Source organism: Desulfofundulus sp. TPOSR (assembly GCF_011393055.1).
Classification (GTDB): Bacteria; Bacillota; Desulfotomaculia; order Desulfotomaculales; family Desulfovirgulaceae; genus Desulfofundulus; species Desulfofundulus kuznetsovii.
On the sequence record NZ_JAAOEF010000003.1, the window covers coordinates 133,038 to 156,479 of the forward strand.

At 54.3% G+C, this 23,442-nt stretch carries 19 protein-coding genes and 2 riboswitches; of the genes, 18 read left to right on the plus strand and 1 reads right to left on the minus strand.

The features are described from left to right. Positions 1-126: 126 nt before the first annotated feature. Positions 127-1,488 carry a LytS/YhcK type 5TM receptor domain-containing protein gene (locus G7K71_RS11445; RefSeq protein WP_166346545.1) on the minus strand — a complete coding sequence of 454 codons (1,362 nt, stop codon included), beginning with the start codon at positions 1,486-1,488 and terminating at the stop codon, positions 127-129. Between the two features lie 173 nt (positions 1,489-1,661). On the opposite strand from G7K71_RS11445, the gene G7K71_RS11450 reads away from it, so the two are divergent. The 18 genes from G7K71_RS11450 (at position 1,662) to G7K71_RS11535 (ending at position 22,897) form a co-directional block, all read left to right on the plus strand. After that, positions 1,662-1,913 carry an AbrB/MazE/SpoVT family DNA-binding domain-containing protein gene (locus G7K71_RS11450; protein WP_166346548.1) on the plus strand — a complete coding sequence of 84 codons (252 nt, stop codon included), beginning with the start codon at positions 1,662-1,664 and terminating at the stop codon, positions 1,911-1,913. Further along, positions 1,907-2,338, plus strand: a complete 432-nt coding sequence (locus tag G7K71_RS11455; RefSeq protein ID WP_013823299.1) for a type II toxin-antitoxin system VapC family toxin — start codon at positions 1,907-1,909, stop codon at positions 2,336-2,338. Before G7K71_RS11450 ends, G7K71_RS11455 begins: the two co-directional genes overlap by 7 nt. Before the next feature lie 195 nt (positions 2,339-2,533). Next, positions 2,534-2,805: riboswitch (cobalamin riboswitch) on the plus strand. Positions 2,806-2,978: 173 nt separating this feature from the next. After that, positions 2,979-3,258, plus strand: a riboswitch (cobalamin riboswitch). A 121-nt stretch (positions 3,259-3,379) separates the two neighbouring features. Beyond that, on the plus strand, positions 3,380-4,207 hold the full coding sequence (locus tag G7K71_RS11460; RefSeq protein ID WP_166346551.1) for a DUF2162 domain-containing protein: 828 nt from the start codon (positions 3,380-3,382) through the stop codon (positions 4,205-4,207). Continuing rightward, positions 4,207-4,896, plus strand: coding sequence for a MotA/TolQ/ExbB proton channel family protein (locus tag G7K71_RS11465; protein ID WP_166346554.1), 690 nt, complete (start codon positions 4,207-4,209; stop codon positions 4,894-4,896). Before G7K71_RS11460 ends, G7K71_RS11465 begins: the two co-directional genes overlap by 1 nt. Then, entirely contained in the window at positions 4,847-5,194 is a 348-nt protein-coding gene (locus G7K71_RS11470) for a DUF2149 domain-containing protein (protein ID WP_166346557.1), read from the plus strand. Before G7K71_RS11465 ends, G7K71_RS11470 begins: the two co-directional genes overlap by 50 nt. 19 nt (positions 5,195-5,213) lie before the next feature. After that, positions 5,214-9,935 (plus strand): cobaltochelatase subunit CobN, encoded by a 4,722-nt coding sequence (locus G7K71_RS11475; RefSeq protein WP_166346560.1) that lies wholly within the window; start codon positions 5,214-5,216, stop codon positions 9,933-9,935. A 206-nt stretch (positions 9,936-10,141) separates the two neighbouring features. Next, positions 10,142-11,758, plus strand: a complete 1,617-nt coding sequence (locus G7K71_RS20055) for an S-layer homology domain-containing protein (protein WP_166346563.1) — start codon at positions 10,142-10,144, stop codon at positions 11,756-11,758. A 118-nt stretch (positions 11,759-11,876) separates the two neighbouring features. Beyond that, positions 11,877-13,844, plus strand: coding sequence for a DUF4430 domain-containing protein (locus G7K71_RS11485; RefSeq protein WP_166346566.1), 1,968 nt, complete (start codon positions 11,877-11,879; stop codon positions 13,842-13,844). 6 nt (positions 13,845-13,850) lie between these two features. After that, positions 13,851-14,690 (plus strand): S-layer homology domain-containing protein, encoded by an 840-nt coding sequence (locus G7K71_RS11490; RefSeq protein WP_166346569.1) that lies wholly within the window; start codon positions 13,851-13,853, stop codon positions 14,688-14,690. A 153-nt stretch (positions 14,691-14,843) separates the two neighbouring features. After that, the gene (locus tag G7K71_RS11495) at positions 14,844-15,470 is read left to right on the plus strand and encodes a hypothetical protein (RefSeq protein WP_166346572.1); all 627 of its coding nucleotides are present in this window, start codon (positions 14,844-14,846) and stop codon (positions 15,468-15,470) included. Between the two features lie 8 nt (positions 15,471-15,478). Next, positions 15,479-16,243 carry an energy-coupling factor transporter transmembrane component T gene (locus G7K71_RS11500; RefSeq protein WP_313884968.1) on the plus strand — a complete coding sequence of 255 codons (765 nt, stop codon included), beginning with the start codon at positions 15,479-15,481 and terminating at the stop codon, positions 16,241-16,243. Then, positions 16,207-17,961, plus strand: coding sequence for an energy-coupling factor transporter ATPase (locus G7K71_RS11505; protein ID WP_313884969.1), 1,755 nt, complete (start codon positions 16,207-16,209; stop codon positions 17,959-17,961). Before G7K71_RS11500 ends, G7K71_RS11505 begins: the two co-directional genes overlap by 37 nt. Further along, positions 17,928-18,554, plus strand: coding sequence for an ECF transporter S component (locus tag G7K71_RS11510; RefSeq protein ID WP_166346578.1), 627 nt, complete (start codon positions 17,928-17,930; stop codon positions 18,552-18,554). Before G7K71_RS11505 ends, G7K71_RS11510 begins: the two co-directional genes overlap by 34 nt. 252 nt (positions 18,555-18,806) lie before the next feature. Further along, positions 18,807-20,126, plus strand: coding sequence for a PQQ-binding-like beta-propeller repeat protein (locus G7K71_RS11515; protein ID WP_243174957.1), 1,320 nt, complete (start codon positions 18,807-18,809; stop codon positions 20,124-20,126). Positions 20,127-20,558: 432 nt separating this feature from the next. Next, positions 20,559-20,993: a DUF3842 family protein gene (locus G7K71_RS11520; RefSeq protein WP_121450998.1), complete on the plus strand. Its 435-nt coding sequence runs from the start codon at positions 20,559-20,561 to the stop codon at positions 20,991-20,993. A gap of 172 nt (positions 20,994-21,165) precedes the next feature. Continuing rightward, positions 21,166-22,011, plus strand: a complete 846-nt coding sequence (locus tag G7K71_RS11525) for an ABC transporter ATP-binding protein (protein WP_166346584.1) — start codon at positions 21,166-21,168, stop codon at positions 22,009-22,011. An 11-nt stretch (positions 22,012-22,022) separates the two neighbouring features. Further along, positions 22,023-22,484, plus strand: a complete 462-nt coding sequence (locus tag G7K71_RS11530) for an ABC transporter permease (RefSeq protein WP_313885006.1) — start codon at positions 22,023-22,025, stop codon at positions 22,482-22,484. Between the two features lie 5 nt (positions 22,485-22,489). Beyond that, positions 22,490-22,897 carry an FmdE family protein gene (locus tag G7K71_RS11535; RefSeq protein ID WP_313885007.1) on the plus strand — a complete coding sequence of 136 codons (408 nt, stop codon included), beginning with the start codon at positions 22,490-22,492 and terminating at the stop codon, positions 22,895-22,897. Positions 22,898-23,442: the final 545 nt, after the last annotated feature.

Below are 23,442 nucleotides of genomic sequence, written 5' to 3' on the forward strand. Positions count from 1 at the left end.
TGCTTACATTATAAACTCTCCCGGTGAAACAGGTAACAACGGCTTAATCAACGGAACAAAAGAGGGGTTGATCGGAAATATGGGCCCCATCAACAGAAAAAACCCCACTTTCCGTGGGGTAGCATTTTACGAAGCTTCCAATCCCAGTATTGATTTCAGTTCCTTCAGCTGGCTCTTGCTGACCGGGATTTGAGTCTTTTTAGGGTCACCCATCACCAGCCAGTAGGTTCCTTTGAACCAGGGCAGCACCCCCTGAACCTGGTTCAGGTTAACCAGAAAACTTTTGTGTACCCGGAGGAAACCTTCACTGTTTAACCGTGCTTCCAGTTCAGTCATGCTGCCGGTGTAGGTGCAGGTATCACTGGCGGTGACGATCTGTACGCTGCCGTCTTTGGCCCGGCCGAAGATGATATCCTGGTAATCCAGGAGCCTGATTTCCCCGTTTTTTTCCACAGGCAATTTCTTAATCCGGTGTCTTTTTGCTTGCAGCAGCCCGGCCACCCGTTCCACAGCTTCCGCCCGGTCATGATAAAGCTTTAAAGTGCCTATGGTTACCTCCCGCCTTTTCAGTGGCACCACCACTGCCGAAGCCAGGCGGCAGTTCTTTTCCTGGCAGCCGATTTCATCTCTGGTCTGGGCAACCTGGACCTCCCCGGTGGCCAGCGCCTTTAAAGTGGCACTGGTCAATATGGGAGTCCCGGGGTGATGATGGTCGTCCCCCCGGCCCACATGGGCCAGGATCTCCTGGCCATTGGTGATGGCCACGGCGGCCAGCTTGACGGAATTATAAATAATCCGGGCCGTCTGCTCAGCCGACTCCCGGTTCAACCCGTGCCGTAAGAAAGGCAGGGTTTGGGTGGCTATGCGCAGCGCTTGCTGTGCCTGGCAGGCGGCGATGCGTTCCCGCTGCTCGGCAGCGGTTTTGACAATGACCATAAAAATGGCCACGCCAATGGAATTGACTATAATCATAGGCGGACCGATGATCTGCACCAGTGCCCAGGCTTCGCCGAAAGGACGGGCAGTGGCCAGGATAATGGCCATTTGCAATGTTTCTCCCGCCAGCCCGGCCAGTAAAGCTACATGCCAGGGAATGGGACCGCGGCGGTAGTAGTGCTGCACCAGCCCGCCCAGGGCGCCTTCGGCCACGGCGGCCAGGGCGCAGGAGAAGGCGGTGAAACCACCCAGCAGGTAACGGTGTATACCGGCGATCAGGCCCGCCCCGGCCCCCACCAGGGGCCCGCCCAGCAAACCGGCCACCATTACCCCCACCACCCGGGAGTTAGCCAGGGCGCCGTGGATGGGCACGGCGGCATAAGTACCCACAATGCCCATGCCACCCAGGGCCAGAGTCAACAGCAGCTTGTCCCGGGGGGTGAGCTGCCGGGATAAAATACGCCCCAGGGCGGGCATGCGGGAAAGAATAAAGGCCGCTGTGGCCACCATGCTCAATCTGTACGCCAGGGTAAGGGCCAAAGACCAGGTCACGGTAGATCATCCTTTCTAACTTTTTAATCGACCTGTCCGACAATTAGTATACCACAGGTTTACTCACCAGTACAGGCGAGGCTGGAAGTTATGAGGTGTATGCAGCTAAAAGCTTTACAGGGCGATCTGGTGGTCGTATAATAATGTTGGGTAAGATGTATTCAGGGGGTAAGATGATTGTGATAAAAGTAACCCTTTCGGAAAAAGGTCAGATAGTGCTCCCCGTTGCTTTACGCAATCGTTATGGTTTAAAAAAAGGAGATAAGCTGGCCGTTGAAGAAGTGGAGGGAGCTATACTGCTCCGGCCCATTCCCCGTAACCCCCTCCTTGCCCTGCGGGGTAAATACAGGACTAAAGGGCGGGAAAAATTGACGGACATTCTCCTCCGGGAGCGCCGGCTGGACAGGGAGCGGGAAGAATGGTAGACGGAAAGACAGTTGTTCTGGACACATATGCCATACTGGCTCTCATTGAGGATGAAGAAGGGGCGGATACGGTAGCCGCAGCTATTTCGGATGAGCAGACAACAGTTTATTTTAGCGTGATTAACCTTGGGGAACTGTACTATATTCTTTTACGCAAAAAAGGTGAACGGGTGGCAGAAGAAGTATTACGGAACATCTTACTGGAAGAATCAATCAACATTGTGGAAGTTCCCTGGCCGAGGGTAAAAGAAGCAGCCCGCATTAAAGCCAGAGGAGGCCTTTCTTACGCCGACTCTTTCGTCCTGGAACTGGCCCGGGAACTTAAAGCGCCGGTGCTCACCGGTGATCCTGAAATTCAGACGGTTGCCAAAGAGCTTGACGTGCCGGTTATCTGGGTGGGCAGCAATTTAACTGTGGACAAATAATCGTTGATGATGATCCCCATAAGCTTACCGCTGGAATAGCTTAAACCTGGCCAAGGCAGTTGAAAGACCACATTTTATTCAACCAGGCCAGTTGGTTGGTTAAAACTACCTCATAACGAAAAATGGTTTTTTATTGGGAAGTTTACTATGGACAACTTATCAGAAATGTGTTACTGTTTCATGTAAAGGGATTTAACTGCATAGCCGTGTCCGGGTTCCCCTGCCAATCAGGCAGGGGTAAAAGGGAACCAGGTGAAAATCCTGGACGGTGGGGCCACTGTGAATGGGTAGCGGCTTTCCACAGGGCCACTGGTCCAGCACTCACTGATAAGGGTACTCCGTTCAACAGTGAATGATATAACAGCATGGTTGTTTAACCAATGTCACGGGTGAGTACTGGGCCGGGAAGGCGGAAAGCAGGCGATGACCCATGAGTCAGGAGACCTGCCCGGGCACGCGGCACGGAAAGCCTCCCAGGGAACAGGGGCTTGTGCCGGTGGTAGTCTTACCATTTTTTACGGTGGGCTACAGCCAGTGTAAACAAGCCCCGGTCTCTGACAGGCCGGGGTTATTTGTTTTAGGGTGTTGCATCCTTTCAATTAAATGGCGACAAATGATTTAATATCCTGCTGCCTGAGGACAACTTCATACCGGAACGGGTGCTTTCACCCCGAGGGGTGAAAGTGAAAAGGGAAGCCGGTGCAAATCCGGCGCGGTCCCGCCACTGTGAGGGGGAGGGACTCCACAGCAAAGTCACTGTCCAGCACTCACCGGTAATATTGGTAAAACCTTAAGCTATATTTTCACTATTTGTCAAGCGTGCCATTGGATGTTACGGTTCATCGGTGAGTGCTGGATGGGAAGACGTGGAGTTCCGGTGAACCCGAGCCAGGAGACCTGCCCGTTACCGGAACAACCGGACCAACCTGCGCGGACGGGGGGTGGCTTAATTTGCCGTGGCATGATTGTGGTGCCAGGACTAATCCTCCATCTGGGTAGATGGGGGATTTTTTATTAAAGGCGAGATGGGAAGGGGTCTGTATGTCAATTTATGGTGGACTTCTGCTGGCTACTCTTGTTCTCAGTATTAAAACAGGATTGATCCTGGGTGCCTCGTGGCTGGGCCGGTGGGGGCTGGTGCTGACATCTTTTTTGTTCGGGAGTATCCTTTACGGGCTGGTTGTATTCTTTGGTACACATCAACAAACCCTGATTTACTTTCTGGATCGTTACACCTTTGCAGGAGCCTTGCTGGCAGCCATATTTCTGATTTACCTGGGGCTGCAGGAGGAAAAGGGGGCAGGGAGTTCTTCCCCGGGTTGCTTGCGTGAAGCAAGTTTTCGTTCCGGGGGAGATGGGGAATTTGCCGGTAAGGCGGTTGCCTCTAACAGCTCCTGTCATTTCCTTGCAGGACAGCCGGTGCCAGGGGCTGTTATTTCTCCTGCTCTGGAGCGGTTTAAGTATGCCCTGGGTTTTTTACCCTGTCCTTTATGCCTGGTTGCCCTGGCCTTTTCAGTCATTGTAGCCAGTTCCATGGTGGGTACAGGGCTTTCTCGCCTGGGACTGTTTGTTGCGGTGCTGTTTTTTATCCTGGTTATTGTGACCAGCCTTGCCATGAGAAGAGCGATCCGTTTGACCGGGTATAAGCCTGTAGCTATTTTTAATCCGTTGTTGTTGTTTACCGGATTGATGACGCTTATCTTTGCTCTTTTTATTCCCAACTTTGTCCAGGCCATGACCATGCCCCTAACTCCCGTGAACATTGATTCGCCCCGCTGGCTGGCGGCGGTGTTAGCGGGGTTGGTGGTCTTAAGCCTGGCGGGTTATTTTCGCTATCAGATCAATTTTTTAAAGGAACGTGATGATTGATGACCATTCCTGGGTCCGAATATTTAGCCAAAATTTTGCATGCCGCATCCCAGAGCCTCCTAATTCCTGATATTGTGGGTCTGCTCTTCTTTCTCGTTTTTGCCTTCATGGAACTGGGTAGTTTTGTGGCTGAAATGAGGAGAAGAAAAGTTATTCAACCAGTCAACCTGCTGGAAGTAATTCATGACGTGGGAGGAGTTTCCCTCTGGCAGATGCGCAACCTGCAGCAGGTGCTTGATAGCAGTGCTTTAAATCCGCGCCAAAAAAAACTGGTATCGGATCTTTTGGCAAAACCCGGACTGTCCCCTGAGGTCAGGAGGCTGGTGGCTCAGGACATATTGGACCGTGAAGAATTCCGGTTTAAACAAACACTGGACAAAACGGATTTACTGGCCAAACTCAGCCCGGTTTTCGGGTTGATGGGCACTCTTATCCCCCTTGGTCCCGGGCTGGCTGCTCTGGGGCAGGGTGATGTGCGGGGATTGTCCGAAGCAGTGATCATTGCTTTTGATACCACGGTGGTGGGTGTGGCTGCCGGAGCGGTGGGTGCTCTCATTTCCAGGGTGCGGCGCCGCTGGTACGAGCAGGATTTACGGTATCTGGAGTTGCTGCTGGAACTGGTGGTGGGAGGTGAAAGCCGTGCTGTTCAGGAGACGGAGGCGGGAGCGGTTATCCGCAGACGAAATTGATCCCCTGGGCGGGCTGGCCAATCTGATTGATGTGATGCTGGTTTTTTGCTGCGGTTTGATGGTCGCCCTGGTTCTTTCCTGGAACCTGCAGAACATTATCTTTGCCAAAGTAAAGCCCGAGGAAAAACAGCGCCTGATGCAAAGCATTCAGCGGGTGATTAACGTGGAACGGGGTAAGGAGCTTAAGCAGATGCCCCAAATAGAACAGGGGGGCGGCTTTGGTTTCCAGGAGATGGGTACGGTCTATCAGGACCCGAAAACCGGGAAGTTAATCATGATTGAAAAGAACAGCCAATAAGTGAGGTGGCCATGGCTCAATGCCCACAGGTAAAGAAAAATGGCAAAAACACCCGACCTTGCTATTCCTGAGCCTGATAGTCCTGATTATTGTTTTCTTAATAAGTGCTTCCGGGGCTGCAGCAAATGAAAATGCACGTACGAAGGTGGTTATGCTTTTGGGCAGTGAGGGGTTTCTGGTACCCCTGGTGGATGCTTACGGCCAGTTGCAGAACTATCCTGTTGAGCTGAAGTTATTTAGCTCCAACGACCTGAAGAGCGAAGAAAAAATCCAGCAGCTAAAGCAATCGTTGCAAGATGCAGATGTATTCTTGATGGAAATGATTGGGGCTACAACCATTCAAACAGTTGGGCCTTTATTGCAGGACCTGCCTGAAAAGTGCGAGGTGCTTTCCACCCGTAGCGGTTCTTTTCCTGATTACCCCCGTATTGATGAAAGTCAAAATACTTTCCTGGCTCAATATTTTGTAAATGGCGGCGTGGAAAATATGCGGCGGCTGGTATTGTATCTGGCCTCCAGATACGGACAGGTAACAACCGGGGATCAGTTAGATCCGGTTAAAATGCCCGTCCGGTTCATCTACCATCCTGATGCTGAGGGACTTACCCTCAACGTGGATGGGCTGTACCAGACGGTATGCAATGCTGTATACGCGGCGGGTGATAGTGCAGCTCAGGGCCTGGGAGTGAATGAAGTCCACCGGGCGGTCTATGAGAGCGTTTACGCGGCCGTGTACCAGCCGGATAACAGTACGAACTGGACACTGGCCCGGTTGACGGTGAACCAGGCCGTGCACGACTGGTGCGGGGGTGCTTCTACCCTGGATACCAGTGTTCTGTACCGAACTGTGGCTGAAGCCGTATACCTGGCGGAGCAGGGAGAAACGGGATTACAGGCTCTTTATGATACCGTGCGCCAGTCTGTTTACCAGGCGGTATATCAGGGCGACGGTCAAGGGGCCGGTTTGGCCGTAGATACAGTTTATAATGCCCTTTATGACCGGGTTGCAGCCGCTTATCTGGGGGATGCTCAGGCTACAGTCTACCGGGCGGTATATGATGCCCTTTGGGGGCCGGAGCTTTCCGGGTTTGACCTGGACTGGGTATACCAGAGCGTGCATGATGCCGTATACCTGCCTACCGGCGGTGGAGGCGGTACGGGACTGCCGCCGGGCACTTTCGGTACTTTAGGTGGTTATCTTGCCTGGTATAAAGCCAGCGGACATTTAAAAGAGGGAGCTCCGTGGGTCGGCATTATTAGCTACGATAGCTTCTTTAAAAATGGTGATATCGACATGTATCTGGCTGTCCAGAGGGAACTGGAAGCCAGGGGAGTCAATGCGCTTTTGGTTTTCAGTGACAGCAGCAGCCGTAAAGAAGCATTTCAGGACTTCTTTATGCCCGGCGGCAAAAGACAGGTGGACTTTCTCATTGCCGGGATTGGATTTAACTTCATTTACGGCCAGCCGGAAGCCGGTATCGAGTTGTTTAAGCAGTTAAATGTACCGGTTATGGCACCGGTTTACAGCAGCGATTTAGAGGATTGGCAGAGCAACCCGGCAGGTATCAGCAGCGAGGTGGCCTGGCAAATTGCCTATCCTGAACTGGACGGACGCATTGAGCCGGTATTCATGGGCGGCAGTACGCTGGTAAGGGTGGATGAAAGTACGGGGGCTCGCATAGTCAAAAAAGTACCCCTTCCCGACCGCATTGACCGCCTGGTAGGCCGGGCACTGGCCTGGGTTAACCTGCGGCAGAAAAGCAATGCAGACAAAAAAATAGCCCTTGTTTACTATAACCACCATGCTGGTAAGGATGATATCGGCGCCGCCTATTTAAACAGTATCGCCAGCGCAGCGGTTATTTTGCAGGCATTGCGGGACAATGGTTACCGGGTGGAAGGCGACCTCGGCCCCCAGGCAATAGAAGAACTAATTCGCAGGCAGGGCAGAAATGTCGGCAGCTGGGCGCCGGGAGAACTGGCCGAACTGGTGCAGGCGGGAGCCTTAGTCCTGCCTGTGGAAAAATACCTGGAATGGTACGCTACCCTGCCCGGGGAACTGCGGGCGCAGGTGGAAAAGGAATGGGGTCCACCTCCGGGTAACATCATGGTTTACGAAGGCAACCTGGTTATTCCCGGTGCCACACTGGGTAACATTTTCCTTGGCCCGCAGCCCGTACGGGGGTGGGGGGATGATCCCGACAAGATTGCCCATTCCCCAGCTTTGCCTCCCCCCCACCAGTATATAGCCTTTTACCTCTGGTTACAGAAGGAGTTCCAGGCCGATGCGGTAATCCACCTGGGTACCCACGGCACGCTGGAATGGCTGCCCGGCCGGAGTGTGGGGCTGGGAGAAAATGACTGGCCGGATGTTTTGATCGGGAACATGCCGGATATCTACCCTTACATCGTGAACAATCCCGGTGAAGGAACTCAGGCCAAGCGCCGGGGTTATGCAGTAACCATCGACCACCTGATACCGCCGATGATCCAGCCCGGGCTCTACGGTGAGCTGGCCGAATTGCAGCAGCTGGTGGTGGAATATCAGAATGCCTTAAGCGGGGGCAATACAGCCAGGGCGGCCAGCCTGCAGGAACAAATTATGGAAAAGGTTAAGGCAAATAGCCTGGACCAGGATCTGGGCATTGATCTTCAGGCGACTGAATTTTCCCGGCTGGTTTCCCTTCTTCACGAATACCTGGAGGAGCTGGCAACGGAGCTTATGCCCTACGGCCTGCATACCTTTGGTCTGCCGCCCCAGGGAGAAATGCTGGATTTAATGGTTGATTCCATTGTGGCCTACGATAATGCGGCCAGAGAGGGCAGCCGGGAGGAAATCAGAGAGCGCCTGCTCTTGACCAGCAACGAGATAACTAATTTGCTCCGGGCTCTTTCAGGTGAATTCATCGAACCCGGTCTGGGCCGGGACCCGGTGCGTGTACCCGATGCCCTGCCCACGGGCAGGAACCTGGTTTCCTTTGACCCGCGCATGGTGCCCGATGCGGCAGCCTGGAAAACGGGCAAAGAGGCGGCAGAACAACTGGTGGCAAGATTCTATGCGGAAAACAGACGTTACCCGGAGACGGTCGGGGTGGTGCTGTGGGCCATCGAAACCATGCGCACCCAGGGAGAAACTGTGGCCCTGATCCTGCGGTTAATCGGCACTGAACCGGTATGGGATAAAAGCGGCCGGGTGAGCACGGTGAAAATCACCCCCCTGGAGGAACTGGGAAGACCGCGGATTAACGTGCTGGTGACCATTTCCGGCCTGTTCCGGGATACCTTTTCCCATGTGGTGGGTGTGCTGGATGAGGCCTTCAGAAAGGTTGCTCTTTTGAACGAAGATCCGGAAAGCAACCTGGTGCGCAGGACTTACCTGGCCCTGCGGGACAAGCTGCAGGAGCAGGGCCTGCCGGAGCAGGATGCGGATACTCTGGCGCTGGCCAGGATCTTTGGCGATGCTCCGGGAACCTACGGTACGGGTGTCTCAGAACTGGCCCAGGCCACCAGCGCCTGGGAGGACAAAGGGGACCTGGTGGATACTTACATGAACCGCATGTCCTACATTTACGGCAAGACTGCTTATGGCGTGCCGGCGCGGGATGTTTTCCGGGAAATCCTGAAAAGCGTGGATGTGGTTACCCAGGTGCGGGATTCCCTGTGGGGCGTATTGGACAACGATGACGTGGCCCAGTATCTGGGCGGGCTGAAAATGGCGGCGGAAGCAGCCTCGGGCGAGAAAGTGCAGTCGTATATCGTCAACACGCGTACAGGCAGTGCCCGGGTGCAGACTTTAAGTGAGTTTGTGGGTACGGAATTGCGGAGCAGGTTGTTGAACCCCAAATGGATCGAGGGGATGCTTAAGGAAGGTTACGCCGGCGCCCGGGAGATTGGCGACCACGTTGCCAACATGTTCCTCGTGGATGCCACTCTAGAGGGTATTGGTGATTGGGCCTGGCGGCAGGTTGCCGAAACTTTCATCTTTGATGATAAGATAAGAAGCCAGCTGGACCCCTTTGTAGTGCAGTCCATCATCGGCTGGAGCTTAGAGGCGGCGCGGCGGCAGATGTGGCAGGCCGATCAGGAGACGTTGACCAGACTGGCCGACATTTACATGCAAACGGCCGCCCAGTATGGCGTGGTCTGCTGTCACCATACCTGTGCCAACATAAAGTTCAACGAATGGGTGGCCAGTTATTCCACCCTGGACAACAGTATGCTGAACAGGTTCAAAGAGGCCTTCAGCAAAGCTACAAAAAGGGATCTGAACCTTAAAACCGAGGTCTCGGCACCCAGTTCCAGGCACCAGAGCTCCAGCCGGACGGTGGAGCAGGTTCAGACACAGGAACCTCCTGTGCAGCAGCCTGTTTCTCAGCCGGAACTCGTACAGCAGTCTGTAGAGCAAAAACCAGAAACCACACAGGTCCCACCGGCTGCATCAACAGGTGCGGGCGAAGGAGAAAAGGCGCCGGAGGGATCGCCGCCCAGACAGGAGCAGCAGGTGACTCAAAATACCGGTGCAGCCGGAGCCGGTCCCCAGCAGGTGGCCAGCCGGGATGCTTCCCCGCAAAAGGCTGCTGAACAACCCCAGAAACCCGGGGGCAGGGCCTATGAGCTGGAAGTAGAGAAAAAAGCGCAGGTTTCAGCAACTGCCCGCAAGGCTGTTTCCTTCGTAGCCATCCTGGGCGCTTTAGGGCTGCTGGCCCTCTTTATCAAAGGTTATTTTACCGGAAGGGCATAACTGCTCTCCGGTCCCGCACCTTACCGTGCTGCCCTGCACGGTAAGGTGCGGCCGCTACCTGTGTTGCAGTTTGGCTCGTTTTCCCTTTCGTTAACCCATTCTCCTTTCAGGAGTAAATATATATCCGGCTTTAAGTCAGGCCGGGCTACTTTTTAAAATTAGCGGTTGGTTTAAATAAATTAGAAAAACAAGGGAGGGAGTTTTTGGTGAAAACCCATCACTTTGCCGGGCGGTTAACAGCCCTGGTTGCAACGGTCTGTTTATTCCTCGGCCTGCTGATGCCGCTTGGGGTACCGGGCCGGGTGGAAGCGGCAGTTTCACCCCTGGCTGATAAGGCAGTACAGTTTCTGCATCGTGACTATTTAAAAAACGGGTTGATTAACTCGGAGGTGGGTGTGGGCTCGTATGCCTTTTATGTGCTAAGCCAGGCCGGTGTTGATGCCGGTGCCTGGGTACGCCAGGGAGTAAGTTTCCGGGAGGCAGTGCTAAAGGCGGTCAGAGATGATCTGGATAAAGCAGGTGAAGTGCGGGCAAAGCAGCTTGCCCAGGACCTGGTGGCCATGCAGGCGCTGGGAGAAAAGGATCTGGCCGGCCGGTTGCTGCAGGTCTTGAAGAACAGGCAGACAGACAAAGGATTTGAAGACATTGGGCCGTTAAGCATCTACAGCAACATGCCTTCCTTTGATCTTTTAAGCAGAGCCGGGTTAATGGATCAGATAAACACCGGCCTGGCCAGGAATTACATCCTGGAAAAACAGTATGTCAAGGCACAAAATGCCCAGTACGGAAGCTGGGGGTCACTGGATGGTAATGCATATTACGCCGATTTCATGGCCACGGCCCAGGCGGTGAGGGTGCTGCACTACCTGGATCCGGAAAAGAAAGATCCTCAGGTGCAGGAGGCCATTAAAAACGGCCTGGCCTGGATACAAAAGCAGCAGAAGGCAGACGGCAGCTTTGTGGCCGGTATGGACGACCCGGTGATCGATACTGCGGAAGTAATTGTGACCCTGAAAACCCTGGGTATGGACCCGGCGGCCTGGAAAAGCGGCACAGGAAAGAGCGCTGTTGATTATCTGATGAGTAAGGCACTGAACGCCGATGGGAGCTTCGGTACGTCGGGGAATGCCATGGACGCCACGTGGGTGCTGTGGGCCTGTCTGGCGCTGGAAGGGAAGGCGAAGAACCAGGTAACACAGCCACAACCCGGCCCGCAGGAGGAATCCGGCCGGCAAACGCAACCCGGTATGGTGGCCAGTTTTACGGATTTGAAAGGCCACTGGGCGGAAGGGGCCATCAACAGGCTGGTTCAAATGCAGGTTGCGTCGGGTTATCCAGACGGCACCTTTAAACCCGAAGAGCAGGTAACCCGCTATGAAATAGCCTCCATGATGGTGCGCCTGCTAAAGCCGGCGGCGGTTTCCCGGCAAGACCTGCTTATGCTCGACCGGGAGTTTAAAGATAGCCGGTATATTCCGCAATGGGCCCATGAGGCCGTGGCCGTGGCCTTGAGGGAGGGACTCATCTCCGGTTACCCGCAACCGGACGGTACCCTTATTTTTAAAGGGGAGGAACCGGTAAGCCGGGCCGAACTGGCCGCCGTTATGGCCCGGATTATTGAAAAGAAATGCGGGGAGGTGGCGCCGAAAGAGCTGGATTTTGCCGATGCGGATCAAATTCCGGCCTGGGCGAAAGAGGCCGTGGGGGTGGCTTACGCTAAAGGGGTTGCCGGCGGCTATCCCGACCGGACCTTCCGGGCTGAAAAAAAGGTCACCAGGGCCGAGGCGGCCGCCATGCTTTTGCGCCTGACTGATGTGCTGTAAGAGGGTATCGAAAAGGCCCTGAAAGGCAAAAGAAGGAATTTGTTCCTGCGGGGGACAAGCTGCCATGGTGGAATTTTACAAGGCTCTGCATGAGAAACATCGTAAGGGGGTCAGGAAGTTGTATAATCATAAAAGGATGATTAAAAAGCTGAGTTTGTTACTGGTTTTAGTCATGGCCGTAACCATGCTGACACCGGCGGTAAATGCCGGCGCCAGCGGGATGCCGGCCTCACCGGCCAACAATGCCGTGCAGTTTCTGTACAACGAATACATCCAGAAAGGAATCAATAATTCGGAGTATGGGGTCGGCTCCTATGCTCTTTATGTCTTAAAACAGGCCGGTGTTGATGTTGCTTCCTGGGTGTATAATGGTGAAAATCTAAATGATGCGGTTATAAACGCTGTTTATAACGATATTTCACAGCCAGATAATGTTCCGGCCAAGATCCTGGCCCAGGATCTGGTGGCGGTACAGGCGCTGGGGCGAAGCGATCTGGCCGATCAGCTTGTGGAGATATTGAAAAACAGGCAGACGGAGAACGGCTTTGACACGGGAGCTTACAGCCTTTTCAGCAACCTGCCGGCCTTTGACCTGCTGGGCCGGGCGGGTAAGCTGAGCGTTGTAAACGCTGCTTATACCAGGGATTACATTTTAAGCAATCAACTTACCCAGTCTACTGTGCCCGCAGAGGTATACGGTGCCTGGGGCGGGAGCTGGACGGATGACAAGGGCAACACAAACTATTTTGCCGACTTCATGGCTACGGCCCAGTCGGTAAGGGCTCTGCATTATCTCGATCCCGGCGGGCAGGATGCCAGGGTGCAGGCGGCCATTAATAACGGCCTTAACTGGATGAGGAACCAGCAAAAGGCTGACGGTAGTTTTGTGGCCGGCTGGGACGACCCGGCCATCGACACCGCTGAAGTGGTTGTGACCTTAAAGGCGCTTGGAAGGGATCCGGCTGATTGGAAGACCGGTGACGGAAAAACGGCCGTTGATTATCTGATGAATAATGTCCTCAATCCAGATGGTAGTTTCGGCACCTCAAAAAACGCCATGGATGCCATCTGGGTGCTCAGTGCCTATAACTTGTTAAGTAGTCAGTTTTATATCAATCCCTCCAATGTAATAAGGAACATCGATGAGCAACAGCAATTTACAGCCGTCTGGCAGGACGCCTACGGCCAGTCTGACGTAACGCAGTGGGCCATCTGGTCCGTGGCCGACAGCAGCATTGCCAGCGTTGATGACAGTGTTTATGGTCTGGTCAAAGCGATAAAGGCCGGCCAGACGGTGGTGAAGGCCGTATACAACGGGCTTACGGCTTGGGCTGCCCTGACCGTGAAATCTGCGGCTGGAGGCGGCGGGACCGCTACAGCGGTAACGGTGGGAATGGCCGTCGTAGGAATGAACAACGAGCTCTTATTTGGCCCTTCTTACGTCACGGTGACCAAAGACAATCAATGGGGCCTCACCGCCCTGGGCGCCCTGGATGCATCGGGCGTTCCCTACCATACCTCCACGTGGTCCTGGGGCATTCTGGTAGATGAAATTGCCGGGCAGGCCAACAGCGGCATGGCCGGCTGGATGTATACGGTGAACGGGCAGGTTCCCTCCTATGGTCCCGAAAAGTACAACATTAAAGAGGGCGACAGGATTATCTTCTATTACAGCAAGAGCATGGACCAGCAGCCCCCCAAATGGGACGACCTGATGAAGCAGGTTTCTGCCGGGAATATTCAAACGGGCAATCTGCCCGCTCCGGTGAGCGATTCCACCTTAAATGCGGCCATCGAGGATGCTGGTTCTGCCGGCCGGGTCGTTCTGCAGGCGGAAGATAATCAAACTGTTCTGGCTCTGACGGTGGACCAGCTGGCTAAAATAACCGGTGTCAATAAACCGCTGGCCGTTACCGTTCAGGGCGTGCAGTTTATACTCTCGGTGGACAGCCTGAAAGTGCCGGAACTAACGGCTGCCGGTATGGCTCAGTTGCAGGTTAAGGCCCAAAAGTTGAGCAGTACCGAAGCCCATGAACTGGTCAAGCCTGTTGCCGGCGAACTTAAACTGGTGGGCGATGTCTATTAGCTGGACGTGCTGGCGGTGAAGAAAGACGGCACGGTGCAAAAGATCGGGCAGTTCCCCGACTGCCGGGTGCTGCTGCCGGTACCCGCTGAAGCCAGGGAAGCGGCGGCGACCGGCCGGGTGAAAGTATATCGCTATGATGAAAGCGAAAAGACCTGGGACGAAGTGGGCGGAACCTATGACCCGGCGGCAGGTGGCTTGGCTTTTAAAGCCGATCATTTCAGCAAGTACGCCTTGATGGAAACCACCGCCCCGCCTGCAGTAAAAACCTTTGCCGACATTGCCGGGCACTGGGCGCAGAAGGAGATCGAAATTATGGCCACGAAAGGGTTCGTGGCTGGTGTAGGCGACAACAAATTTGCACCGGAAGCCACCGTTACCCGGGCCGAATTTGCCGCCATCCTGGCCCGTATGGCCGGCCTGACGGCCGATCCGGACGGGGCAAAGCGCTTCAATGACGTGCCGCAAAACGCCTGGTACTGCGGCATGGTGGGTGCGGCGGCGAAAGCAGGATTGGTGCGGGGAACCGGCGAACACAGTTTTGCACCAAATGAGCCCATCACCCGGGAGCAAATGGCGGCCATGATGGTGCGGTTAATGGCCCGGGAAGGACAGGATATGGGTATTGGTGAGGCCGATGCGGCCAGAATACTGGCCGGCTTTGAAGATGCTGCCTCTATTTCTCCCTGGGCGCGCAATTCCGTAGCTCTGGTAGTACGGGAGGGAATAATGAAGGGCCGGACAGTGGCCCAGTTTGTACCAGCAGGCCATACCACCCGGGCTGAGGCCACTGTTGTTCTCTACCGGGTGTGGCAGAAGTTGCAGCTGTCTGCCGGTGAAAAGAAATGATTCCTCCATTTTAAATCACTTAAATATGCGGGAATAGACATGGGGCGTGATACGACCATTATGCCGTTTGTAGGCGGAGCGGAGGGGCTGTTTTTACTCCCACGGGCACCATAACAGAAAAACTTTACTTTTTCTGTGATAGGGGGTGGTTTTGTGAAGCGCAAGCTGATTTACATTATCGGTCTGCTGGTGATTCTGGCCGGGGTGCTGGGCCCAGCCCTTTACATGCACAAAGTTTTCAGCTCTCAGCAGCAATACCGGCAGGCTTATAGCAACCAGGTAACCGGCAGCCAGACAACTAACTACAGTGCAACCGAACAGGAAAATGCTCCTGCGCAGAGCCAGCCCGCCGCCGGTTCCGGTCAACCTTCTGCCGGAATAAGTACAACCCGGCCTTCCGGCGAATCAACACCAAGCCCGTCACCTGCGGCCAAAGAAAAAGCCGGGGCGGCTGGCGGCGGCCAGAGCAAGCAGTCTACCGCTGCTTCCCGGCAGAGTACGGCTTCTGGCGGGCCGGATGAAAGTGCTTCTTCTGGTGAGCCGGCTAAAAATGCTTCTGCTGCGCCGGAGAGTGAAGCCGCATGCAGGGTCTGGGTGGCCGTCATCGGGAAAAATGATGAGTTCCTTTTCAGACCGGCGCAGGTTACAGTTAAACCGGACAACAAGTGGGGGATTACCGCCCTGGGCGCCCTGGATGCCACCGGTCTTCCCTACGCCATGAAACCGGCCTGGCCCGATTTTGTGGATTCCATTGGCGGCCAGGCCTGCTTGCCCTCCTGATCAGGGAAGTGGACGGCCTGGATGCCTGGGAGGGATTTTTAAAAGCAGGGGTCTTTTTAATGCTGGTGGTGATGATGGTCAACCCCCTGGTGATCCGGGCCGGCAAAACCATTATCTGGCACGGTCCTGCAGTTCCCTTTCTGGGGAAGCTGGACATATCCATGGAGGCAGTCTATTTCGGCGCCGTTTCCAGCTTGAGGCTTCTGGTCATCATCAGCATTTTTTGCCTTTATAACCTGATGATCAACCCGGACAGGGTATTGAATCTTTTTTCCGGAGTGGCCGGTAAATCAGTCCTGGTGATAACCCTGGCCACGCGGCTGTTTCCCACCATGGTCAGGGACCTGCAGAGGATCAGGGAAGTGCAGCAGCTGCGGGGCGTCGACTTTGACACGGGCAGCCTGTGGCAGCGGGCAAAGAAATACTCCGGTTTATATAACGTGCTGCTTTTATCCTCCCTGGAGGGCGCCATGGAGATTGCCGAGTCCATGCAGGCCAGGGCCTTTGGCAGCGGCAGGCGTTCCGTGTACAGCCGGAATATCCTCAGGCGCCGGGATCTCTTTTGTCTCGGCGGCAGCCTGCTGGCTCTGCTGGCGGCAGTATGGGGGTTGCGTTACGGCTACGGCCGGTACAGCTTTTACCCGGAGGCGGACTTTCTTATTAAAGACGGCACGACTCTGGCGGTCCTTTTCATTGTGTTATTTTACCTGTCAGTACCGCTTATCCTGAGCAAGGGGTGGAAGCATTGCCGCTTTTTAAAGTCGAAAATCTGACCTATTACTATCCCGGAACGGAAAAACCCGCCCTGAAAAATATCAGCCTGGAAATCCGGGAAGGAGAGTTTCTCCTTGTTACAGGCGGTTCCGGTTCGGGCAAATCCACCCTGGCCAGGGTGCTGGCGGGCCTGATCCCTGATTTTTACGGGGGGCGTATCAGGGGCAAGGTTTTCTTCAGGGGTAGAGAGATCCGGACGCTGGACCGCCGCAAACTGGCCCGGGAAGTGGGCATGGTCTTTCAGGATCCGGAAAAGCAAATTGTACAGAGCTGTGTGGAGGCGGAAATAGCCTTTGGTCTGGAAAACCTGGGGTTACCACCTGACGAGATGTCGCGCCGGGTTGCCGAAGTGGTCAGTTTCATGAATCTATCCCCGGTTCAGGAGGCCTTTACAGCCAATCTCTCCGGCGGCCAGAAACAGAAGCTGGCGCTGGCTTCCGTGCTGGCCATGCAGCCCCGTGTGCTTATTCTTGACGAACCTACCTCTCAACTGGACCCCGTCTCGGCGGAAGAAATCCTGAATGTGGTGAAAAGGCTTAATGAAGAAATGGGCTTTACGGTGATCATGGTTGAGCAGAGGCTGGAAAGATGTTTTCATTTAGCAGACCGGGTGCTGCTCATGGCCGGGGGCGAAATTATCTGCCACGGCAGTGCCGCCGAGGGAGCCCGGGAAGCAGTCAGAAGGGGACTTCCTTTTGTGCCGCCTGTGGCCAGGTTTTTTGCCTGCCTCAACTCGCCGATTGTACCCGTTACGGTAAAGGAAGGTCGGGAACTCTTACAGTCTTACCTAAAAGGAAATATAGCCGTTACGAAACCAGATGTTCCCCGCCGTAACCATAATTCTAATATAAAAGAGCATGAGAAAAATAGCATTATCAGCTTGAAAAATGTATGGTTTAGTTATCCGGGCGGTCAAGAGGTTTTAAAAGATATCAGTCTTGATATAAAAGAAGGGGAATTTGTGGCCATCCTGGGGGAAAACGGCGCCGGTAAATCGACCCTGCTCAAGATCATGGTGGGTTTGCTCAGGCCGGGCCGGGGCAGGGTTTATGTGCAGGGAAAAGAGGTGGGCCGGAATGGTTTTAAAGAGATCAGAAAGTTTACCGCCTACTTATCCCAGAACCCTAACGACTATCTCTTCCAGGAGACGGTGGAAGATGAGCTGCTTTTCACCATGCGTAATTTCGGTTTAAAAGACCGGGGGCAGGTGGAGGAAATCCTGCACAGACTGCAGCTGGAGCCCTACCGCCGGCGAAATCCCCGGGACCTGAGCAGCGGGGAAAAGCAAAGGGTGGCTTTAGCTTCCGTTCTGGTTACCGGTCCCGGTTTGATCATTTTAGATGAACCCACCAGGGGGGTTGATTTGGGTTTAAAGTCGGAACTGGGACATTTTCTGCAAGAGGAGGCCGCAAAGGGCAAAACGGTAATCGTGGTGACCCACGATGTGGAGTTTGCGGCCGAGTTTGCCGGAAGAGTGGTGATGATGTTTGCGGGAAGGATTGTCGCCGACGGGGAAAAGCACGCGGTGTTGGGAAGATCTGTATTTTATTCTCCGCAGATCAGCAAGTTGTGCCGGGGCATTTGCGATGGAGTGCTCACCTTTGCCGAAGCGCAGGAACAGCTTGGGCCGCTTCTGGCCGCTAAACCGGCCGTCTTAATCAAAAGCACGGGAGAGAAGGCCATATGGGGACGAGCTGGGGGCTGTACACCACATTGACCGGCATTCTTGCCGTTTTATTGCTTTTGTCCGCCATGGAGAAAAAAGGAGCGCTGGACTCCCGGCAGGTATCGGTTATTGCCGTCCTGGCCGCCCTCTGTGCGGCCGGCCGGGCGGTGACGGGAGTGGGTCTTTTATTTCTGCAGCCCACCATGTTTCTGGTGGAGATAACGGGATTTGTCTATGGTGCGCGGGTCGGCTTCTTTACAGGGGCCATGACCCCTTTGATTTCCAACTTCTTTATGGGACAGGGATCCTGGACGCCCTGGCAGATGCTCTGCTGGGGGCTGGTGGGTGTTTCCGGAGCGGTGGTCAAAGCCCTGTTCCCACAGGCGGGAAACAAAACCCTGACCGCAGTCTGCTTCCTCTGGGGCTACCTTTACGGGGCCATCATGGATGTCTGGCAGTGGACCGTCTTTATGCGCCCCCTGACCTGGCAGACCTATTTTCTCACCTGGGCGGCGGGTTTTAGCTTCGATTCCCTGCGGGCTGCCGGCAATCTTTTCTTCTGTGCCGCCCTGGGGCACCAGACCTTAAAGATTCTGCAATATTTCCATAAGAAGATGAACATACAATATCTGGAAAGGCGATAAGGAGAAGAATCCGCATGCATCCTTGAGAGCTGAGCCGCCCAGCACTCACTGAAAAAGCTATACTGGAAAGGTCTGCACTTACTATCTTGCCATAGCAGGCTTAGAATGAGCATCTTTGCCGGTGAGCGCTGGGTTGCCGGGTGCTGTTACCGGCGTGTGCCTGCGTCATTCGCTCCGGACAGTGCATCCTTGTTATAACGGATTTGCTAAATATTTACATGTTTTAGAGAAGGAGGGCAGAATGCTTTGCTTATGAGAAGGCCGTTTTTGTTTTTGCTGATCTTACTGCCCTTTTGCCTGGCCGCCGCAGGATTAATTTTTCCCGGGCAGGTAGAAGCAGCCCCCGGGCGGGCTCCGGCGGTAGAGTGGACCTTTTCCCCGGGTAAGGGTGAGGCCCGCTGTGTGGCCCAGACAGGGGATGGAGGATATGTTTGCACCGGCTGGATCGAGTCCAGGGAAGGGGGTTCTGACGTTTTCCTTGCCCGGATGGACCGTAAAGGGAACAGGCTGTGGCAAAAAGTATTCAAGGGCAATGGCTACAGCAGCGGGTACTGTGTCCAAGAAGTCCGCGGCGGCGGTTTTATCATTGTTGGGGATACAAAATCCAAAAACGGCTATGACCACGATGTTTATGTGGTGCGGACGGATGAAAAGGGCGAGCCCTTGTGGGAACGGAACTTCGGCGGCCGGTATTGTGACTATGCCTGGTCCGTGCAGCAGACAAAAGACGGTGGCTTCATCCTGGCCGGGGGTACGGAGTCCTTTGGCGCGGGCATATATGACGTCTACCTGATCAAACTGGATTCTTCCGGTAAGAAGCTCTGGGAAAAAACATACGGCGGTAAGGGTTCCGATTGCGGTTATGCCGTGCTGGAGATGGATGACAGCGGTTATCTCATTGCAGGTAATGCTGAATCCTTTGGTAACGGAAATCCCGACGTATACCTTCTGCGAACGGACGGAAACGGGCAGCTGATCTGGCAGAAGACATACGGCGGCAAGGGGTCGGATTACGGCTGGTCTCTGGCTCCATCCCGTGACGGCGGTTATGTGATTGCCGGCGAGAAGGAAATTAGCGGCGGGCAGGGCGGGATTCTGGCGCCTTACCTGGTCGGAGTTGACCGTGATGGAAATTTGCTCTGGGAAAAGACGTACGGGGGCCAAAGCGCCGGTTCAGCTTATGCCGTCCGCAAGACCGGGGATGGCGGGTATATCCTGGCGGGTAAAAAAGAATCCGCCGGGGGCGGCTACGATACCTGGGTGGTGAAAACAGACAAAAACGGCGATCCTGTCTGGGAGAAGACCATCGCCGGCGCCGGATGCAACAGCGGCTACAGCATCCTGCAGTCAAAAGACGGCGGGTATGTTGTGGCGGGGAGAAAGGGGATGGAAAAAGGCGCCGGGAGTGAGATTTTGTTGCTGAAATTAGAGGGGACCGGAACATTGAATACTCCATTATTGCTGTTTACCGGTGCTGGGGCCGCCATTGCCGGCCTGGCTTTGATTTTTACCCTGAAAAGGAAGGGAGCAAAACTGGGGATAAAAAATTTGCAGGGGCAGCAGGAACTTTGAATTTAATGGCGAACAACTTTTATGAAATTAATGGGCGGCAGAAGCCGCCTGGCTTTAGGGATCATGTAGGGATCACTATTCGTTAATCGAATTCAAGGTACAGAGTACAGGCAACCATGAAGGTGCTGTTTTCCTCCAGGGAGGAGGGCAGGCTTTCATGGTTTTCTTATTTTTGCCTGCCCGGGGCAGGCAGTGCGGCATCAGCCGCGGTTTAACTGCGGGGGTCCTAAGCTAAACCTTGGCGTTAGCTTTTAACCTCATACCTGTTTACCGGACGGGATCCCCGGTAAACGGGTCCGACCCCTTCCCAATGAGTATGCAGTGGTCTGGTCAACCCTGCATGCTGTACCTCCTTTCGTCTTGGCATGTGGGGACTGGTCACCCCCACATGCCCCCACTTCTTTTTTAAAATTTGGAGGAGCAGCAAAAGGCATGCGTATAGCAGTAATTGACGGTCAGGGCGGGGGCATTGGTCGGGTCATCGTGGAAAAGTTGCGAAAGGCCCTGCCCAAGGACGATGTGGAAATCATCGCCCTGGGTACCAACGCCATGGCGGCGGCTTTGATGCTCAAGGCAGGGGCCAATGATGCGGCCAGCGGCGAAAATGCTGTTATTTACAATGCGGATAAGGTGGACATTATTGTGGGCACCATTGCCGTGCTGATGCCCCACAGTATGCTGGGGGAATTCACCCCGGCCATGGCTGAAGCGGTGGCGAAGAGCCCTGCGAGAAAGATTCTTTTGCACCTAAATCGCTCCAATGTAGAGATAGTGGGGGTAGTTGCCGAGCCGCTGCCCCATTTGATTGATTTTCTGGTAGAACGGGTGAAGACTATAATGGCTGCCAGGTGCGCGGGAAAGGGTTAAAGCCGTTTTTGAAGCTCTACTCCACCGCATGCGCCGCAAGCCTTTCCAGGAAATGGATATCGGCTGGGAGAAACTGCAGGTGATCATGGGTGGACAAAAGGCCCGCCATTTTCACGAACATTCCCACGGGTACAGCCATCGTTAATTCGGATTGGGCTGGAGGCTTGGAAGGGTGATTGAGCTTCGTCAGCTGACCAAACATTACGGAAACATTATCGCTGTAGCCGGCCTGGACCTGCATATTGAGAAAGGGGAGATCTTCGCCCTGCTTGGTCCCAACGGTGCCGGTAAGACTACCACTATAAGGATGCTGACCATGCTCACCAAACCTACCGGCGGCGCGGCTTTAATCAATGGCTATGACGTTATGCGGGATCTGGACAAGGTGAAAAAGGAAATCGGCGTGGTGCCCCAGCATATGAACCTGGACCAGGAGTTGACCGCCCGGGAAAACCTGGAACTGCACGGGCGCCTGCACAGGATTCCTGCTTCCCGCCGGCAGGAGAGAATCGAGGAACTCCTCGACTACGTGGAACTCCGGGAGCGGGCAGGGGATCTGGTGAGCAAATTTTCCGGCGGCATGAAGCGCCGGCTGATGATTGCCCGGGCATTGATGCACAACCCAAAAGTTCTTTTCTTAGACGAACCTACCGTGGGTCTGGACCCCCAGACCCGCCGCAAGATCTGGGACTTAATCCGGCGGATGAACAGTGAAGGCATGACTGTCCTTTTAACCACCCATTACATTGAAGAAGCGGAAGTACTCTGCCACCGTGTGGGCATTATGGATAAAGGCCGGTTGATTGCCCTGGGGACACCCCGGGAATTAAAGCAAAAGGTAGGAGAAGTGGTAGTGGAATCTTTTGGAGGTAAGGATACCGGTTATAAACTTTTTCCCAGCCGTGATAGGGCCCTGGCCTATGCCGGCCAGCTGGATGGAAATGTTTTAATCCGGGAATCCAACCTGGAAGATGTTTTCGTCGAGCTAACCGGGCGTAAGGTGGGTGATAAACCTTAGAGGAATACCTGATTGCTCCCATCAGTGCAGTTGCTTTTGTGCTGGGCAAAGTGCTGGCGGGCACCGTGCGCGGGCTGGTTGCTTCTCTGATCATTCTGGCACTGGCTTTTGTGTTTGGAGCCCACCTTGCTGTAAATGGGTGGTTTTTCCTGGTGATCATCCTCACCTGTTTTCTCTTTGCCTCCCTGGGAGTGGTGGCGGCTATGACCATCAACTCCCACGAGGATATGGCCAACTTTTCTACTTTTGTTATTTTGCCCATGTCCTTTCTGTGCGGTACCTTCTTTTCCCCCGACCGCCTGCCCGGGGCCGTAGCGTATATAATAGAGGTGCTGCCCTTAACCCACTCCAGCCATGCCTTACGTGCCCTGGCCCGCGGGGACGGGCTTCTGCCCGTATCCCTGGCAGTGCTGGTGGGGTACGCGGCGGTGTTGTTTGTTGCTGGCGTAATGGTGGTGAAAAGGGTCAGGTAAAAACCATTGGCAACCAGAACTTTCTTGCTTACGACCTGGGCAAGCATGTTTATTATTTCGGCCGTTTCTCTTCGGACTCCAAGCCTCAGGAAACTTTGAGGGTGGCATTGATCAATCCCGTTGTGGATCTCGGTCACAAAAGTGAAATAGGGGAAAAAATTGCTGCCGGCCGGGCCAGTACAGCGGAAGTGAGAGAATACCAGCAGGCTGTTGACGAGACCGTGCGGCAGATTTTAAGCCTTCCCGACGACAGCCTGTTTGCCAGGTCGAAGGTGTTTTTGCGCCAGCCGTGGGTGAATGATCGCCGGGCCTACGTGAAGTGCGCCTGCTACGGCGAAGTGGTGGCAGTGGAAAAAATCGTGTTGGGTGAAGGTGAACTTTTATGCCAGGTCTGTGGGGCCAAGAAGATGTAGCTCCTGCATTAGCCCCCCTGTAAGCAAACATCTTTTAAAATTTTAATTGACTTTATACAGGGAGAAGCAGTATAATAATTTACAGAGGATGGATGCTGTTTCACGTATCCCGGCGGATAGTGTTAAAAAACACTGGTTGCACCACGGCGAAAGTGTAAATGAATAAAATAAAAGTGGTGGCAGAAGCCACCGGTTTATGATTGCTTTGACTCAAAGCAGAAAAAAGCGTAAAGGCAACCATGAAGGTGCTGTTTCCCTCCAGAGGAAGGAGGCAGGCTTTCATGGTTTTCTTGTTTTTCCCCGGTGCAAGGCCGGACGTAAGGTCAAGCCGCGTTCTTCCAACTTTCGGGGGTCTAAGCTAAACCTTGGCGTTAGCTTTTAACCCTATACCTGTTTGCCGGACGGGATCCCCGGTAAACGGGCCAACTCCTTCTCACAACGGGTATGCAGGGCCTGGTCAACCCTGCATGCTGTACCTCCTTTCGTCCTGGCATGTGGGGTCTGGTCACCCCCACATGCCCCGTTCTTTTTTAGTCCCGTTCTCA